This is a genomic window from Paraburkholderia polaris, from assembly GCF_012927345.1.
In the GTDB taxonomy this organism is placed as follows: Bacteria; Pseudomonadota; Gammaproteobacteria; order Burkholderiales; family Burkholderiaceae; genus Paraburkholderia; species Paraburkholderia polaris.
Genome location: NZ_JABBGJ010000048.1, coordinates 66,288 through 82,625, shown reverse-complemented (window position 1 = coordinate 82,625; position 16,338 = coordinate 66,288). Strand labels below are relative to the sequence as shown.

15 protein-coding genes are annotated in these 16,338 nt (G+C 61.8%); 11 read left to right on the top strand and 4 right to left on the bottom strand.

All coding sequences use genetic code 11. The annotated features are described in order from the left end of the window. Both HHL24_RS35110 and HHL24_RS35105 read left to right on the top strand, forming a co-directional pair. Window positions 1-654, top strand: a 654-nt coding sequence (locus HHL24_RS35110; RefSeq protein WP_169489520.1) for an amidohydrolase family protein, incomplete at its 5' end; no start/stop codon positions are given. Between the two features lie 209 nt (window positions 655-863). Further along, window positions 864-1,505 carry an HD domain-containing protein gene (locus HHL24_RS35105; RefSeq protein ID WP_169489867.1) on the top strand — a complete coding sequence of 214 codons (642 nt, stop codon included), beginning with the start codon at window positions 864-866 and terminating at the stop codon, window positions 1,503-1,505. Window positions 1,506-1,622: 117 nt separating this feature from the next. Here HHL24_RS35105 and HHL24_RS35100 read toward each other — a convergent pair whose 3' ends face one another. From HHL24_RS35100 to HHL24_RS35085, 4 genes are all read right to left on the bottom strand, one after another. Beyond that, the gene (locus HHL24_RS35100; protein WP_169489866.1) at window positions 1,623-3,887 is read right to left on the bottom strand and encodes a xanthine dehydrogenase family protein molybdopterin-binding subunit; all 2,265 of its coding nucleotides are present in this window, start codon (window positions 3,885-3,887) and stop codon (window positions 1,623-1,625) included. Beyond that, window positions 3,884-4,396 (bottom strand): (2Fe-2S)-binding protein, encoded by a 513-nt coding sequence (locus tag HHL24_RS35095; protein WP_169489865.1) that lies wholly within the window; start codon window positions 4,394-4,396, stop codon window positions 3,884-3,886. Before HHL24_RS35095 ends, HHL24_RS35100 begins: the two co-directional genes overlap by 4 nt. Beyond that, window positions 4,393-5,679: a c-type cytochrome gene (locus HHL24_RS35090; protein WP_169489864.1), complete on the bottom strand. Its 1,287-nt coding sequence runs from the start codon at window positions 5,677-5,679 to the stop codon at window positions 4,393-4,395. The genes HHL24_RS35095 and HHL24_RS35090 overlap by 4 nt, the downstream gene beginning before the upstream one ends. Before the next feature lie 408 nt (window positions 5,680-6,087). Beyond that, on the bottom strand, window positions 6,088-7,179 hold the full coding sequence (locus HHL24_RS35085; protein ID WP_169489863.1) for an efflux MFS transporter permease: 1,092 nt from the start codon (window positions 7,177-7,179) through the stop codon (window positions 6,088-6,090). Window positions 7,180-7,404: 225 nt separating this feature from the next. On the opposite strand from HHL24_RS35085, the gene HHL24_RS35080 reads away from it, so the two are divergent. The 9 genes from HHL24_RS35080 to HHL24_RS35040 all read left to right on the top strand — a co-directional run bounded on the left by HHL24_RS35080 (window position 7,405) and on the right by HHL24_RS35040 (window position 16,336). After that, on the top strand, window positions 7,405-8,370 hold the full coding sequence (locus HHL24_RS35080; RefSeq protein WP_169489862.1) for a LysR family transcriptional regulator: 966 nt from the start codon (window positions 7,405-7,407) through the stop codon (window positions 8,368-8,370). Window positions 8,371-8,534: 164 nt separating this feature from the next. After that, complete coding sequence (locus HHL24_RS35075) at window positions 8,535-9,026, top strand: cupin domain-containing protein (RefSeq protein WP_169489861.1); 492 nt, start codon at window positions 8,535-8,537, stop codon at window positions 9,024-9,026. A 37-nt stretch (window positions 9,027-9,063) separates the two neighbouring features. Next, on the top strand, window positions 9,064-10,059 hold the full coding sequence (locus tag HHL24_RS35070; protein WP_169489860.1) for a hydroxyquinol 1,2-dioxygenase: 996 nt from the start codon (window positions 9,064-9,066) through the stop codon (window positions 10,057-10,059). A 96-nt stretch (window positions 10,060-10,155) separates the two neighbouring features. After that, a complete protein-coding gene (locus HHL24_RS35065) occupies window positions 10,156-11,619 on the top strand; it encodes an aldehyde dehydrogenase family protein (protein WP_169489859.1) in 1,464 nt (487 codons plus the stop codon). Between the two features lie 6 nt (window positions 11,620-11,625). After that, window positions 11,626-12,684 (top strand): maleylacetate reductase, encoded by a 1,059-nt coding sequence (locus tag HHL24_RS35060; protein WP_169489858.1) that lies wholly within the window; start codon window positions 11,626-11,628, stop codon window positions 12,682-12,684. A gap of 43 nt (window positions 12,685-12,727) precedes the next feature. After that, window positions 12,728-14,017: an ABC transporter substrate-binding protein gene (locus HHL24_RS35055; protein ID WP_169489857.1), complete on the top strand. Its 1,290-nt coding sequence runs from the start codon at window positions 12,728-12,730 to the stop codon at window positions 14,015-14,017. Between the two features lie 20 nt (window positions 14,018-14,037). Then, a complete protein-coding gene (locus tag HHL24_RS35050) occupies window positions 14,038-14,760 on the top strand; it encodes an ABC transporter ATP-binding protein (protein WP_169489856.1) in 723 nt (240 codons plus the stop codon). 2 nt (window positions 14,761-14,762) lie between these two features. Beyond that, window positions 14,763-15,473 carry an ABC transporter ATP-binding protein gene (locus tag HHL24_RS35045; protein WP_169489855.1) on the top strand — a complete coding sequence of 237 codons (711 nt, stop codon included), beginning with the start codon at window positions 14,763-14,765 and terminating at the stop codon, window positions 15,471-15,473. Next, window positions 15,470-16,336 carry a branched-chain amino acid ABC transporter permease gene (locus tag HHL24_RS35040; RefSeq protein ID WP_169489854.1) on the top strand — a complete coding sequence of 289 codons (867 nt, stop codon included), beginning with the start codon at window positions 15,470-15,472 and terminating at the stop codon, window positions 16,334-16,336. Before HHL24_RS35045 ends, HHL24_RS35040 begins: the two co-directional genes overlap by 4 nt. Window positions 16,337-16,338 lie beyond the last annotated feature (2 nt).

The window sequence follows — 16,338 nt, the reverse complement described above, 5'->3', positions numbered from 1 at the left end:
ATGGCCTATCAGGGCGAGTATTTCATCCAGCGATACGGTGAAGAGGCCGTGAAGCGCACGCCGCCTATTCGCCACATGCTCGATGCCGGGTTGCCCGTTGGCGCGGGGACGGACGCGACGCGCGTCGCGAGCTTCAACCCGTTCGTTTCGCTGTACTGGATGGTGTCGGGCAAGACGGTCGGTGGCACGGCGATGTATTCCAGCGAGAACCGTCTGGACCGGATGGAAGCGCTGCGCCGCTACACGGTAGGCAGCGCATGGTTCTCGAACGAGGAAGAGCGTAAAGGCGCGCTGGTTCCGGGCCAGTTCGCGGATTTCGCGGTGCTCAGCGAAGACTACTTTACCGTCGACGAGAGCCGCATCAAGTTCCTGACCTCGGCGATGACGGTGGTGGGTGGCAAGGTCGTGTATGCCGATGATGAATTCGCGCCGCTCGCGCCGCCTGACCTGCCGGTCAGCCCGTCGTGGTCGCCGGTCGCGGAATTCGGCGGCTATAGCCGTTACAAGCCGACTGCGGTGGCGTGCGTGGATGGCTGTGTGAATCTGTGCGGCGTGCACGCGCATGCGCATGGTTGGGCGTGGCGTAAAAACGTGCCTGTCAGCGATGCGAACGGCTTCTGGGGCGCATTGGGATGTAGCTGTTTCGCGTTCTGACGGCGAGATCGAACTGCGAAGGCTGGCGGCTGGTGACTCGATCGGCCAGCCAGGCATTCTGGTCGGCGTCAGGACGGATGTGATCGTGCGTGTGCCGACCCGCGCCACTGTATTCCGGCTGGACGGTCCTGGACGTCGCCCGGCTGCGATACGCTTCCGGGTCGCAGATCGATGCTTACCGAAGGGCACGTCTGACACGGAGGAGTGACATGACGACAACCATTGCAGGAGTCGAGATTCCCGACAGTGCCATGACCCGGGCAGCAACCAACCAGACTCGTGGTACGGCATCTGTATTGATGTTCCATCATGCGCTAAGGGCGTTTCTGTTCGGCGCGTTGACCGGCTATCGTGGGAGGCTGACGTTCGACGAGGAGCTGCTCTACGTTGGCGCGATGTTTCACAACGTCGGTCTGAATGTGCGGCACCAGCGTTCTCCATACCGGTTTGAGGTAGACGGCGCGAATGCGGCACGTGAATTCCTGCGGCAGCACGGAGCTGCCGAGAGCGTGATCGAAGAGGTATGGGAGGCGATCGCGTTGCATACGACGCCGGGTATTCCTGAGCATATGTCGCCGCTCGTCGCGCTGGTCAGCGCCGGGGTGCAGATGGATGTACGCGGCGGCGGCTACGACGAATTCACTGCGCAACAGCGCGACGAAATACTGCAAGCCTATCCGCGCGAGTGCGGATTCAAGAAGAAGATCATCGAAGCCTATGCGCGTGGCATGGAGCATCGTCCGGAGACAACATTCGGCACAGTGAACGCCGATGTGCTGGATCGGTGGGACCCGAACTATCGCCGGTTGAATTTCTGCGGACTGGTGCTGGGATCGAACTGGCCGACTTGACACGGTACGACGCGAAGTACAGGCGCCTGCCTTCGCGGTGGGTACGAACAGCGGACGCGAACGGCGTGCGCGATCAAGTGGCAGCTATTGCTGCGGCTATCTGGTCACCGATATCGATCAAACCTCGATCTGCCTGCGCAAGCTGTCACCGCCTAACGGCATCTGACGCAGACGCTTGCCAGTTGCATCGAACAATGCATTGGCGAGCGCACCTGCGGTTGGTCCCATCGAGGCTTCGGCACTGCCTAGAAACGGCATGCCGGGCCGGTCAATCAAATGTACCTTCACGCTGACGGGTACTGCGGAGAAACGCAGGATCGGATAGCTGCTCCAGTCAAAGCTTCGGATCTGCTTCGTATCGAATTGCAGTTCTTCGTATAGTGTCCAGCTTGAAGACTGGATGATGCCGCCTTCAATCTGGTTGCGGACACCATCTGGATTGACGATCTGGCCGCAATCGACTGCGGCGACGGCACGCTCGACGCGGACCATGCCGCTTTCCCGTTCGACGGAAAGTTCCACCGCAATCGCGACGTAGGCCATGAGATTCTTGTACTTGCCAAATGCAAATCCCACGCCACGCCCAGGCTGACGCGGCGGCCTCGGCCAGCCGAATTCCTTCGCCGCGAGCCGGATCACATCCTGCGCACGCGAATCCTGAAGGTGCTTCAGGCGAAACTCGATGGGATCCATATGAGCGGCAAACGCCAGCTCGTCCATGAAGCTCTCGACCGAGAACACGTTGGTGTGCGCCCCTAACGAACGCATGGCCGATGTGGCCAGAGGCATTGTCGGCGAGAAGTTGTTCATCACGTGCACATTGGGCAGCGCGTATAGCGGGATCGCATTGCGGTCCCCGCCGCCTTCGGGCTGCAGCATCGGCGTGGAGGGGGCGGATACGAACGGTTTCGCCAGCTGAGTGGCCGGCACCAGCCGTCCCGCGTTGACGATCCGCTCGTTGTGAGAGCTGCTCCACAGTGCGTAATCCCAGTTGACGATATTGTTTTGCGCGTCAAGTGACGCGCTGACCTCGGTGATCATCGCGGGCGTGAAATGGTCCCACGTATGCTCCTGATCACGCATCCATTGCACGCGAACCGGCAGTCCGGGCAATGCCACTGCGATCAGCGCTGCATGTGCGCCCGCATCGTCGGCGCCATTGTGCCCGTAACAGCCCGAGCCTTCGGTATGAATGCAGCGGATCTTTTCCTTCGGCATGGAGAGCATTTCCGCCAACCCGTCGCGCAGTGGATAGACGCCTTGGGAGTGCGTCCATACCGTCAGCATGTCGTTCTCGAACACGGCGACCGAACATGACGGGCCGATCGAACCATGCATCAGATAGCGCTTGATATAGGTCGCGCTCAGCGTCTTGACTGGCAGCGCCGCGGGTGAATGAGAATTGGCGATCTCGATCTGTTGAGTGGCAATTTTTTTGAGCTCGCTGTGGACGGTATCGGGATTGGGTAATGGGCGCCCAGCGCTCCATTTACAGCCGGCCGAGAGTGCCCTTTGTGCGAGGACCGCTTGCCATTCGCCTTTAGCCACCACGGCCAGCATGTTGCCGTTTCTGACGACCTTGACGACACCGGGCATTTTCGCGACCTCGGCTTCATTCGTGTCCAGCAGGTTCGCCTGATAGGCAGGCGGCAGCACCACGCGCGCGTGGACCATGTTCGGCAAGTGCATATCCTGCACGTAGCTCGCACCGCCCGTGAGCTTGCCTGGAATGTCCAGACGCGGCATAGAGGTGCCGATCACCTTGAAGGTGTGGGGATCTTTTAGCGGCGAAGTGGGCGTGGCCATCCGATGCAGGTTCACGCTTTGCACGGCCTCGCCATAGGTCACGCGGCGCCCGTCTGGCGCGGCGATGACTGCGTCTTTGACGACGAGCGTTGCGCTATCGACACCGAGGCGTTGCGCGGTCGCATCGACCAGAATGCCGCGCACCTGGGCTGCGGCATTGAGCAGCGCGGTGCCACTGTCGGCGATCGTATGGCTGCCCGCCGTCAAGCCCTCGTCCGGCGAGAGGCCGGTGTCGGCCGTGAGGAACGTGATGAGCGACGGCGCCATGTTCAGCTCTTCCGCGGCCACCTGCAGTAAGGCCGTGCGCACGCCCGTGCCGAGTTCTACCTTGCCGGTGAAGACCATCACCTTGCCGTCGGGCGAAATCTTGATCCACGCGTCGAGCAACGGATTGGTCTTCAGGCTGCCGGCGAGCGCTTCGGTTTCTTTGCCGATATGCACGGCTTTGCCTTCGTCAGCAATGACTTCCTGGGCGAGTGCACTCACGCCGGGAACCAGACTGAAACCGACCACGAGCGCGCCGGACAGCATGAAGCGGCGGCGTCCCTCGTCGACTTGATCGTCGTGGGCGCTCATTGCGTGACTCCTTTATCCGATGCTGCGCCGGTCGAGGCATTGGCCTCCCCACCTTCGGGAAGTCCGGCCACTTGCCGGATCGCCGCCAGAATCCGCATATGGGTGCCGCAACGACAAAGGTTCGGTTCCATATGCTCGCGCAGTTGCGCTTCGGTGGGGTGCGGCGTACGGTCAAGGAGCGCCTGGGCGCGCATGATCATACCCGCGATGCAATAGCCGCATTGCGCAGCCTGATGTTCAACAAAGGCCTTTTGTAAAGCGCCCGGATGTTCGACCGTGCCCAGGCTTTCGATGGTTCGAACCGCCCGATTGCCGATGGCCGATACGGGCAACAAGCATGAAAATACCGGCCGATCATCGACAATCACCGTGCATGCGCCGCATTGCCCGAGGCCGCAGCCGAACTTGGCCCCGTGCAGTTGCAAGTCATTGCGCAGCGCGTAGAGCAGTGGCGTCGACGGATCGATATCTAGGGCGTGCTGTACGCCATTCACTGAGAGCTGGATCATCGCGTCTCATTCTCCTTTCTGACCTTCGATACGGTGTCCTTGACCGCGTCCCATTGGACGCGTGTCGAGTAACTCGAGCGCAGATAGGTCGCCAGATCGGCAAGCTGGTCGTCGCTGAACACTTCGCCGAACGGGGGCATGTAGTTCAGTGCATCCTCGCCGTGCCAGGGCACGCCGCCCATCATCATCTGGATCGCATTGCGCGGGGTGGCCGCGTTGACCGCGGTACTGAACGCGAGACTGGGCCGTGTGCCGATGGTTTGCATCGGCGAGCCGCTGCCGTGACAGGACGCGCAGGAGCCGTTGAACAGGATCGCCCCGCGCTGGGCGCTCGCCGACTGGGCGTCTTGCGTGGCCTCGGTAGTTGTCTTCTCTGTGGCGGCCATGGCCGGTTTCTGAATCGATAGAAGATAGGTGCCGATCGCCTCGACGTCTTGTTGAGGCACTGTGGCCAGATCGCGCGTCACCGGCAGCATCGGGCCGGCAGCGGCGCCATGCTCGCTGGCGCGGCCGGTGCGCAGGTAGGTCACCAGCTGTTCCTGGGTCCACGGCTTCACCGCATTGCTCAACTGGTTAAGCGGTGGGGCCTCCCAGCCATCGACCTGGCCACCATCAAACGCCTGGCCGGATTTCTCGCCGCCGATGACGTTCAAGGGAGAATGGCAGGCGGCGCAATGTCCCAATCCGTCGACCAGCAAATGACCCCGGTTCCACTCGGCGCTTTGCGACGCGTCCGCCGCGCGTTCGCCGGACCGCAGGAACAGCACGTTCCAGAACGCCACCAACGGCCTGAAATTGAGCGGGAAGATCAGCTTATTGCCAGGCGTCGTCACTTTGACCGGATCGCGGCTCATCAGGTACGCATAGGCTGCCGCGATGTCGTGATCCGACATTCTGGTGAAATGGATATACGGAAAGGCAGGGTAGAGTTGATGACCGTCGCGCGCGATGCCGTGGCGTAACGCCCGCGCAAAGGCTTCCTGCGACCACGCACCGATGCCAGTCTCAGGGTCCGGGGTGATATTGGTCGCGTAGATAGTCCCGAATGGCGTGGCGAGCGGCAAGCCGCCGGCAAACGGCTTGCCACTCTTGGCGGTGTGGCACACCGCGCAGTCGCCGAGCGCCACCACGCGGGCGCCCTCGAGCTTGAGCTGGCGATCGAACGAGGAAGCAGCAGGGGGGGATATCACAGCGATGCTGGGCTCCCACATGATGCCGACCGCGACGGCGCATGCCACAACAACAGCGGCAATTGCCGCGAGAATGATTGGCTTGCGAGTCATCGCCGCACCTTCCGAAAAAAAAGGAAATTCCATCGATGTCGTCGCGGACGCCCGACGGTTAAACGCACGGATGTGCACGTCCTATTTGGCCGCCGGATTTTGCCCCGCGTTGAAGTGAGTGCCGCTGTGAAATGGACAATCCGTGTGGCCCAATTGGATAAAGCATATATAGGCCGTAACTAAATGTCCTGATGGATGCCTTAATAAAACTTAAATCCGGTGGTCTTCCCAAAGCGACGCATAGTCAAACTCATCGGCCGAGTCAGTCAGCGGTCCGGCCTGAAATGTCACCGGGTAACATGACTTCGACATATCGGCCGTTTAAGAAAAATTCAGCGACATGCAATGCGTTTCCTGTCGCGAGACGGTAGCATCGGGTCGTTCGGCTTCGACCCAACGCAGAGGGTTTCAAGGCGTGGGAGCGCGTCGCAACAGCAGCGTTAACGCGATGCCGCCTAATGCGCAGGCCGCCGCGAGCCGGTAATTGTCCGCGAGTGACAGGGTTGTGGCCTGAACGCGAACGGCTCGATCCAGCAAGGCGATCGCACCGGCTGGCACCTCAGCAGGATTGCCGTTTAACGTCGTACCGAATAGCGAACTCTGTGCGGCCAATCGCTCCAGAGTCTCGCTGCTGAATACATTGACATGTAGGCCGAGCAGGTTTGAGTGGATCTGCTCCATCACGCGCTGAGTCACCGCGATGGACGTGGTGCCCAATTGGCCGCTGAAGAGGCGGGTGGTTTGCACGACCGCACCGAAAGTCAGTGCGTGTTCGGCGGTGACGTGTTTGGCGAAGAAGTAAATGATCGAAGTGAGCGCCATTGTTTGGCCGAGCGCCTGCAGCAGCTGGGACGGGATGAAGTTGCCTTCTGCCCAGTCGGGTGTGAGTTGCGTGCCGAGACCGAAGGCGAGGGCGACTGTAGCAAAACCAATGGCGATGACGCGGCGTGCGTCGAGGTGGAGCAGCATGAACGCAACGCACGGAGCGAACAGTATTTGCGGTACGGCGACCCAGCGCAGCGTGTCGCCGACCTCGAGCGGCCGCAGTCCGTGCACGCTGGCGAGAAAAATGGATGGGATAAAGCTTGTGTTCAGAACTGTGAAGCGGATCAATCCGACCAACACCACCAGCAGCGTGACGTTAGGCTTCAGCAGGTACGAAAGGGCGATGCCGGGTGCTTCCGTTACCAGTTCGCGTAATACAAAAGCCACCAGCAATACCGTACCGACGTAAAACATTCCGGCGATGAATGGTGATTGAAACCAGAACAAACGTTCACCCTGATCCAGTGCGACGAAGAGGCAAGCGAAGCCGCTCGCACCAAGCAGCATACCGGCATGGTCGCTGCGTGCAGGCGACTGCCGGATTGCTTCGTTGGGCACCGACATGATCAGGCATAGGATGAAGGGGATGGTGAGCGCCGCGTTTTGCCAGAACAACCAGTGCCAGCTGAGATGTTCGCTATACCATCCTTCGCCCGGAACGATAGTGGGATTCATCACCTGACATCGCTATTTGATGTAAGTAGGAATCCAGATCATACAGAAAACATAAAAATTCTGGATTTCCGAGGGGGTGCTTCGAAACGCGATAGGATCTCAGTGCAGACCGGATGGTGCCGACCTGACCCGGTGTACGCAGGGCGTTGGCGCCGCCTGAAAAATGACATCAGTCCCCCGGGGACAAGGCCGGGCAGAGCGCTGACCACGGCCACAGGAGAAAGCATGGACCTCTTCATGTCAATGGAAGCGTTCGTCCGGGCAGCGGAAGCGCAGAGCTTTGCTGGCGCCGCGCGTCAGCTGGGCGTCGCCAAGTCGGTGGTGACCTCGCGCGTCAAGCAGCTCGAAGACCATTTCGGCGTGCCGCTCTTTCATCGTTCGACGCGGGCGGTGCGCCTGTCCGAACTCGGCGAGACTTACTACCGCGAGTGCGCCGAACTGGTCAACAAGGTCCACGATCTGTCCGGGCGCTCGCGCGGCGATCCACAGGCTTTGGCGGGCACGCTCAACATCCACGTGCTGCCGGGCTTTGCGCTTGGCCATTTTTCGCAAACCTTGATCGAATTCCGCGCCGCTTACCCGCGCGTCGAGTTCGTCGTAACCGTCAACGACCGTGTGATCGATCCGGTTCAGGAAGGCTTCGATCTGGCCTTGCAGATCTATCCGCCGGCGTCGAATCTGCTGGTGGAGCGGCGTCTGTTCCCCGTGCGCGGTGTGCTGTGCGCCGCGCCCGGTTATCTGAAGGAAGAGCCGCTGATCGAGACGCCGCTCGATTTGCTGCGGCACGATTTCGCCCGCTATTCGTACTATCCGTGGGGCGACAAGTGGCCGCTGATGCGTGGCAACGAGTGCTTCGAAATCGCGCTGAATCCGGTACTGAAAACCAATAGCGTGCACCTGCTGCTGGAGTTCGCGCGGGCCGGCGCGGGCGTCGTCTACCTCCCGACGATGGTCGCCGCGGCCGATCTGCTCGAACGGCGCCTCGAACGGGTGCTGCCGGAGTACGCGGCGCCGCCGTTATGGCTGTCGGCGGTCTATCCCGCATCGCACCGCTCGACCACCAAGGTCAAGGCTTTCGTCGACTTCCTGCGCGCGCGCTATCTGCGCGAACCGCAATGGGACAAGGCGCTCGGCATTGCGCCACCGGACGACGACACCAAAAGCGTCGGCGAGGAGCTGGCCGAAGACTGAGAACCGCCGGACGCCCGTCCGGGTTCTCCACCAGGTAGTTTCCCTGGCGCGATTTTGAAGCACCCATGGTTCGTGTTTCCCGACCCTCAGAACATTGCTGTTGCGCCTGCCGCCACTTAATCTTCGTTCCAAGCAAGGCATTCGTAGATCAACTGGAGGAAGACATGCAACAGACCTGGTTCGGCAGCCTGGACAACTTTCGCAAAGGCTCCATCGAAATCATCAAGGGCAAACCGGAGCACTACGCGATGTCGAATGTGTTCGACGTGGCAAGCCGCTCAGCGCCCTACGAGAAAGTCGTCGTCGGTAAGAATCTCAAGTACGTGATCGAGACGCTGCGCGCGGAAGGCTCTTCGCCGTGGTTTGCTGCGTCGCACGATGAATTCGCGGTCGTGCTCGACGGCGAGATCGACATCTATTTCATCAAACCGTCGGACGGCCCGTTGGTCGATGCGCAGACCGAGGGCAGCGTACGTCTGGACGGTCAGCCTTCCGGCCAGTCGATGGGTTATGTGCGCTTGCGCCGCGGCCATCAGGCGTTGTTGCCCGCGGGCGCCGCCTACCGCTTCGAAGCGGTGACGAAGGGCGTGCTGCTCGTGCAGACGATCCTCGGACGCTATTCGGTTGAGAAGTGGGCCGACATCTGCATCCACTGAATCCCTCTACACGATCGATCCTCTTCTGGAGCCCATCATGAACAAAGCCAGCACACTGCAAAACGTCACCGCGAGCGAGGCCGATGCGGTCACCGGTTATCGCGTGTTCCGCCTCGGCGACTTCGAATTCAGCCGCGACGCCTATTTCGCCACCGTCAAATGGCCTGCCAAAGGCCAGACCCGCTCACACCAGATGCATGCCGACGATTTTCTGCGCGCGATGATGCGAGACGTTGCGTGGGGTTTCTTTTACGGCTGGGTCAACTTCGACGAAGTGATCGGCACGCGCAATCATTACGGCAAGGTCGACATGTATGCCGGTGCGTACAACGCGAGCTTCAAGGAAGCGGGCGTCGATCACATACAGCAGTTCGATACGCCGCTCATCATGGCGACCTTCAAGGCGATCCTGAACGATTGGGTCAACGAAGGCTTCGATCCGTTCGCCGCGCCCGAAGAAACCGGCTCAGCGTTCGGCACGAAACATGGCGACAACATCGCGGCCATCGAGCGGACGCGGATTGCCACCAAACGCATGCCGGGGCTTGAGGGCGATTCACCGTTGCGCGATGACCTGCCGGTCAACCGCCAGTTCGCCGACGTCGATCAGGACGAACCGGAAATTCACGCAGAGCCCGGTTTCGAGAACACGTTACACGCGTTCAGCCTTTTCAAGTACCTGTCGCGCTCGGACGTGACGTGGAATCCGTCGGTCACTTCCGTGTGCCAGCAAAGCCTGTTCTGCCCGACCACCGAAGAGTTTGTGCTACCGGTGTTCCATGGCAACGATCGGGTCGAGTGGTTCCTGCAACTGTCCGATCAGATCATCTGGGACGTTGGTGACAAGGACAGCGGCGAGCCGCGTGCGCGTATCACGATGAATGCGGGCGATATCGCCGCGATGCCGGCCGATATCCGTCACAAGGGCTACTCGCAGAAGCGCTCGATGCTGCTGGTGTGGGAGAACGCCACGCCCGATCTGCCGAAGCGCTACGAAAGCGGTGAGCTGCCGCCGTATCCGATCCAGATCTAACGCTCAGACATTCCCTCCGATCGTCGATCGAACGGCGCCAGACCGCTGGCGCCGCGGGGAATGTCACGTCCAAAGTTTTACTTGCACAGGACTGACATGCAAACGCAACTCTTCATCGGCGGCCGCTTCGTGCCGGCTGCAAACGGCGAAACGCTCGCCTCCCTCAATCCGCACGACAACTCGTTGATTGCCGAAGTCGCAATGGCCGGACCGGCCGATGTCGACCGCGCCGTGGCGGCTGCGAAAGCGGCGTTTCCGAAGTGGAGCAATCTCGCCGCGATGGAGCGGGGGCGCTTGCTGCTCAAACTCGCCGACGCGATCGAAGCGAACGCCGACGCGCTGGCGCGTCTCGAATCGCTTGATACCGGCCACCCGATTCGCGATACGCGCAATCTCGATGTGCCGCGCACTGCAGCGACGTTCCGCTATTTCGGCGGCATGGCCGACAAGTTCGAGGGCTCGGTGATTCCGGTCGAGCAGGGCTTTCTGAACTACATGACGCGCGAGCCGGTCGGCATTGTCGGGCAGGTGGTGCCGTGGAATTTCCCGCTAATGTTCACGAGCTGGAAGATGGCGCCGGCGCTCGCTGCGGGCAACTGCGTGATCATGAAGCCCGCTGAACTCACGCCGCTGTCGAGTCTCGCAATCGCAGAACTGATGGCCGAAGTGGGTTTCCCGGACGGCGTGGTCAATATTCTGCCGGGTTTGGGTCATGTGGCCGGCCAGTACATCGCCGAGCATCCGGAGATCAGCAAGGTCGCCTTCACCGGATCGACGGCGGTAGGCCGTAAGATCGTGCAGGCGTCGAGCGGCAATCTGAAGAAGGTGCAGCTTGAGCTCGGTGGCAAGGGCGCGAACATCGTGTTCGGCGACGCGAATATCGATGCGGTCGTGCAAGGCTCCGCGTTCGCGATCTTCCATAACCAGGGGCAGGCGTGCATTGCCGGCTCGCGGATGATCGTGCATGAATCGATCGCCGACGAAGTGCTCGAGAAGTTCACGGCGTTGAGCCGCACGATCCGGATCGGCAATCCACTCGATCCACTGACCGAAATGGGCCCGCTCACCTCGCGTCAGCATCGCGACCGCGTGTTGTCGTTCGTCGACGTTGCGCGCGAACAGGGTGGTCGCGTGCTGGCGGGCGGCAAGGCACCAGACGACGCTGCGCTGGCGAATGGCTGCTACGTCGAGCCGACCATCGTTGAAGCAAAGCCGGAGCATCGGGTATCGCAGGAAGAAGTGTTCGGTCCGTTCATGACCGTCACGACCTTCCGCACAGACGAAGAGGCACTCGCGATTGCGAACGGTACCGAGTACGGTCTCGGTGCCGGTCTCTGGACCCGTGACCTGCAGCGCGCGCACCTCGTGGCCCGCGAGATTCGCGCCGGCATGGTGTGGATCAACTGCTACAAGCGTGTGAGCCCCGCGTCACCATTCGGCGGTGTCGGCGCGAGCGGCTATGGCCGCGAGATGGGTTTCGAAGCGATGCGCGAATACACGCAACCCAAGTCGGTTTGGGTCAACGTGGATGCGCAGATTCCGCCTTACTACCCGCGCTGAACCGCCATGGAACCGTTCATCTATAACGGCCTGCCGTCACGCGTGATCTTCGGCGCGGGCAGTCTTGACCAGCTCGATCGTGAAATCGGTTTGCTCGGTGCGACGCGGGCGATCGTGCTGTCCACGCCGCAACAGCGTGCGCAGGCCGAAGCGCTGGCAGTAAGCCTTGGCTCGCGAGCGGCGGGCGTCTACGCGGAAGCCGTGATGCACGTGCCGATCGAAACCGCTCGCGCGGCCCGCGACTTTGCCACGCAGGTCGGCGCCGATTGCGCGATCGCGATAGGGGGCGGTTCGACGACCGGACTCGGCAAGGCAATCGCGCTCGAAACCTCGCTGCCGATCATCGCGATTCCGACCACCTATGCAGGCTCCGAGATGACACCGATTTACGGCCTCACCGAAGGCGGCGTCAAAAAGACCGGCCGCGATCTGCGCGTGCTGCCAAAGACGGTGATCTACGACCCGTCGTTGACCACGTCGCTGCCGGCCGCGTTATCGCTGACGAGCGGCATCAACGCAATCGCGCACGCGGCCGAAGGGCTCTACGCGCAGGACACGAATCCGATCATCGCGTTGATGGCGGAAGAGGGCATCCGCGCGCTCGGCCAGGGTCTGCCTCGCGTGATGCGGCAACCGGACGATCTTGCGGCACGTGGCGACTGCCTGTATGGCGCGTGGCTATGCGGCGCGGTGCTCGGCAGTGTCGGCATGGCGTTGCATCACAAGCTGTGCCATACGCTCGGCGGCACGTTCAATCTGCCGCATGCAGAGACGCACACGATCGTGTTGCCGCACGTGCTCGCCTATAACCGCGAGGCTGCGCCTGAGGCGATGAAGCGCATCGCCCGTGCATTGCACGCCGACGATGCCGCCCAGGGTGTTTTCGACCTGGCCCGCGATCACGGCGCGCCCACTGCGTTGAAAGACATCGGCGTGACGGCCACCGATCTCGACGTCGCGCTTGATCTCGCGTTGAAGAATCCTTACTGGAATCCGCGGCCGGTTGAACGAACGCCGCTACGCGCGCTGCTGGAAGCTGCCTTCGAAGGGAGGCGGCCGGATTAGCAGGAACGACCCCCATTCATACAAAAAAATTCAGGAGACAACCATGGACGACCATTCCTTCGATGCGAGGCGCCGCCGTTTCGTCACACTCGCGGCGGGCAGTGCGCTCGCCGCGTCAACGTCAGCGTTCTCGCCGCTCGTCTTCGCCGCCGGGCCGCGTACGCTGAAAATCGGCTACGTGTCGCCACAAACCGGACCGCTCGCGCCGTTCGGCGAAGCCGACCGTTTCACGATCCAGCAGATGCAGGCGGCGCTGAAAAACGGCATCGTGATCGGCGGCAAGACCTATCCGGTGTCGATTGTCGTCAAGGACAGCCAGTCCAACCCCAATCGCGCGGGCGAAGTCGCCAATGATCTGATCCTGAAGGACAAGGTCGACATCATGCTCGTCTCCGGCACGCCCGAGACTGCGAATCCGGTCAGCGATATGTGCGAGCTCAACGAGATGCCGTGCGTGTCGACGGTGGTGCCGTGGCAGCCGTGGTTCTTCGGCAGAAAAGGCGATCCGAAGAAGGGTTTCCGCTTTACCTATCACTTCTTCTGGGGACTCGAGGACGTGATCGCCGTCTTCACCGGCATGTGGCAGTCGGTACAGACCAATCACAGCGTCGGCGGCCTGTTCCCCAACGATGGCGACGGCAACGCCTGGGGCGACGCGAAACTCGGCTTTCCGCCCGTACTCGCGCAGAAGGGCTTCACGCTGAAGGACCCGGGTCGCTTCCAGAGCATGACGCAGGACTTCTCCGCGCAGATTTCGTCGTTCAAGCAGGCCATTGCGCAGATTGTCACTGGCGTCGTGATTCCGCCCGACGCGAAAAACTTCCTGGTTCAGGCGCGCCAGCAAGGTCTGAAGCCCAAGATCATTTCGATCGGCAAGGCGCTGCTGTTTCCTACTTCGGTCGAAGCGCTCGGCGACCTCGGCGACGGACTCTCCACCGAGGTGTGGTGGTCGCCGTCGCATCCGTTCAAGTCGTCGCTGACGGGACAAAGCGCGCGGCAAGTCGCGGACGACTACGAGCGCATCACGTCGAAGCAATGGACGCAACCGATCGGCTTCGCGCATGCGCTGTTCGAAATCGCCGTCGATTCGTTAAAGCGCGCGAAAGATATCGACTCGAATGAAGCGATCCGCGACGCCGTGGCATCGACCAAGCTCGATACGCTGGTCGGCCACGTCGCGTGGGGCAGCGGTCCGGTAAAGAATGTCGCGAAGACGCCGCTCGTTGGCGGGCAATGGATGAAGGGGCAGAAGCATCGCTTCGATCTCGCGATCGTCAACAACCAGCTCGCGCCGAGCGTGCCGCTGTCCGGCCCGCTCAAACTGATCGCGTGAATGCATAGCGGAGAGCGGCGATGAATCCAGTTCTCAGATTGACCAGCGTGTCGAAGCGTTATGGCGCGCTGCAGGTGACCGATGACATCAGCTTCGCCGTTGAACGCGGCGAAACCTACGGCATCCTCGGCCCGAACGGCGCCGGCAAGACCACGCTGTTTAACCTAGTCAGCGGCGACGTGCGGCCCGATCAGGGCAGCGTCGAATTCGACGGCGCAGACGTAAACCACTTGCCGCCGCATCGACGTTGCGCGGCGGGAATCGGCCGCTCGTATCAGGTGCCGCGGCCGTTCGGCGGCATGACGGTGTTCGAGAACCTGCTGGTCGGCGCGACTTTCGGCGGCGAACTGGCCGAGCATGCTGCGTACGACGTCTGCATCGATGTGCTCGAACGTACCGGCCTCAAAGCGCGTGCTAACCAGTTGGCCGGCACGTTGGGGTTGCTGGACCGCAAGCGCCTCGAACTGGCTCGCGCTCTGGCCACGCAGCCGCAACTGCTGCTGCTTGACGAGATCGCCGGTGGCCTGACTGAACCCGAAACGCACGAACTCGTCGACGAGATTCGCCGCGTCAAGGAGCGCGGCGTGACGATCGTGTGGATCGAACATGTTGTGCATGCGCTACTCGCGGTGGCCGACCGGTTGCTCGTCATCAACTTCGGCAAACGGCTCGCCGAAGGGCTGCCCGCCGCCGTAATGGACGATCCCGAAGTGCGGCGCGTGTATCTCGGACTGGAGGCATGACCATGTCGGCATTACTGGAGACACGCGCGCTGAGCGCGTTCTACGGCGATTTTCAGGCGCTGTTCGGCATCGACGTGACGGTCGCGCCCGGCGAGGTCATCGCTTTGATCGGCTCGAACGGCGCGGGCAAGTCGACCTTTCTGAAGTCGGTGGCGGGCTTGCTGCGCCCGCGTGCTGCCGAGCAGATTCGGTATCGCGGTGAGCCGATCGGCGGCGCGGCTGCGGCGAGCATCGTCGGCAAGGGCATTGCGCTGGTGCCGGAAGGCCGGCGTCTGTTCGCGAGCTTGACCGTCGAAGAGAACCTGCTGCTCGGCGCATTCTGCAAACGGCCGGGCCGCTGGAACCTGCAAAGCATCTATGCGCTGTTCCCGGCTTTGCAGGAGCGCCGTCACCATGCGGCTACCGCGTTGTCGGGCGGCCAGCAGCAGATGGTCGCGATCGGCCGCGCGCTGATGAGCAACCCCGATCTGCTGATGTGTGACGAACTTTCGCTCGGCCTCGCGCCGGTCATCGTGCGTGAGATCTACGCGGCGTTGCCGGCGATCGTCGCCGACGGCATGAGCGCGATCGTCGTGGAGCAGGACGTGCAACTGGCGCGCCGCGTGTCGTCGCGTTTCTATTGCTTGCAGGAAGGGCGCGTGTCGCTGGCGGGGGTATCGGCCGACGTGTCGGACGAGGCCATCACACAAGCGTATTTTGGAGCGGTCGCATGAATACGTTCATCAATATCGTCGTGCAGGGCGTGTTGCTTGGCGCGCTGTATGGGCTCTTCGCCATGGGGCAATCGCTGGTGTTCGGCGTGATGCGGCTTACCAATACCGCGCACGGCGACTTCATCGTGATGCTGGTGTTCGTGCTGTTCGCGCTGACGAACTACGCGCATCTGCCGCTCGCCGCCGCGCTGGTTCTGCTGCTCGTGATTGCTTTTGGTGCGGGTTACGCGGTGCAGTACACGATCCTCAACCGGGTGAGCAGCCGCGATCCGTTGCCTTCGCTGATCGTCACGTTCGGATTGTCGATCGTGATCCAGAACGTACTGCAGCAGGTGTTCTCCGCCGATCCGCGTTCGGTCGCCACGGGCAGCTTCGAGTCGAAGAGCATTACGCTCGCGGGCGGCGTCACGTTGGGCTATCTGCCGCTCATCACGCTGGTGGCGACCATGGCGCTCGCCCTCGCGATGCAGTGGCTGTTCGGCCGTACACCGCTTGGCCGCGCGTTTCGCGCCACTTCGGATGATCGCGAAGTCGTGCAACTGATGGGTGTCTCGTACCGGCGCACTTATGCGCTGGCAATGGGCATCGCGTTCGTGCTGATTGCGGTCGCCGCGGCGTTGTATTCGATGCGCACTGCGGTCTCGCCGACCGATGGCCCGGCATTGCTGCTGTACGCATTTGAGGCGGTGATCATCGGCGGGATGGGCTCCTTCTGGGGCACCTTCGTCGGCGGCATGGCGCTCGGTATTGCGCAGCAGGTGGGCTTTTATTTCGATCCCGGCTGGGGTATCTGGCTCGGCCACGTGGTGTTTCTCGGCGTGCTGGTGGCCCGGCCGCAGGGTTTGCTGCCCAAAACCGCATAGAG

Coding starts and splice junctions, on each gene's coding strand:
- HHL24_RS35105 (WP_169489867.1), top strand. CDS start 864: ATGACGACAACCATTGCAGGAGTCGAGATTCCCGACAGTGCCATGACC.
- HHL24_RS35100 (WP_169489866.1), bottom strand. CDS start 3,887: ATGAGCGCCCACGACGATCAAGTCGACGAGGGACGCCGCCGCTTCATG.
- HHL24_RS35095 (WP_169489865.1), bottom strand. CDS start 4,396: ATGATCCAGCTCTCAGTGAATGGCGTACAGCACGCCCTAGATATCGAT.
- HHL24_RS35090 (WP_169489864.1), bottom strand. CDS start 5,679: ATGACTCGCAAGCCAATCATTCTCGCGGCAATTGCCGCTGTTGTTGTG.
- HHL24_RS35085 (WP_169489863.1), bottom strand. CDS start 7,179: ATGAATCCCACTATCGTTCCGGGCGAAGGATGGTATAGCGAACATCTC.
- HHL24_RS35080 (WP_169489862.1), top strand. CDS start 7,405: ATGGACCTCTTCATGTCAATGGAAGCGTTCGTCCGGGCAGCGGAAGCG.
- HHL24_RS35075 (WP_169489861.1), top strand. CDS start 8,535: ATGCAACAGACCTGGTTCGGCAGCCTGGACAACTTTCGCAAAGGCTCC.
- HHL24_RS35070 (WP_169489860.1), top strand. CDS start 9,064: ATGAACAAAGCCAGCACACTGCAAAACGTCACCGCGAGCGAGGCCGAT.
- HHL24_RS35065 (WP_169489859.1), top strand. CDS start 10,156: ATGCAAACGCAACTCTTCATCGGCGGCCGCTTCGTGCCGGCTGCAAAC.
- HHL24_RS35060 (WP_169489858.1), top strand. CDS start 11,626: ATGGAACCGTTCATCTATAACGGCCTGCCGTCACGCGTGATCTTCGGC.
- HHL24_RS35055 (WP_169489857.1), top strand. CDS start 12,728: ATGGACGACCATTCCTTCGATGCGAGGCGCCGCCGTTTCGTCACACTC.
- HHL24_RS35050 (WP_169489856.1), top strand. CDS start 14,038: ATGAATCCAGTTCTCAGATTGACCAGCGTGTCGAAGCGTTATGGCGCG.
- HHL24_RS35045 (WP_169489855.1), top strand. CDS start 14,763: ATGTCGGCATTACTGGAGACACGCGCGCTGAGCGCGTTCTACGGCGAT.
- HHL24_RS35040 (WP_169489854.1), top strand. CDS start 15,470: ATGAATACGTTCATCAATATCGTCGTGCAGGGCGTGTTGCTTGGCGCG.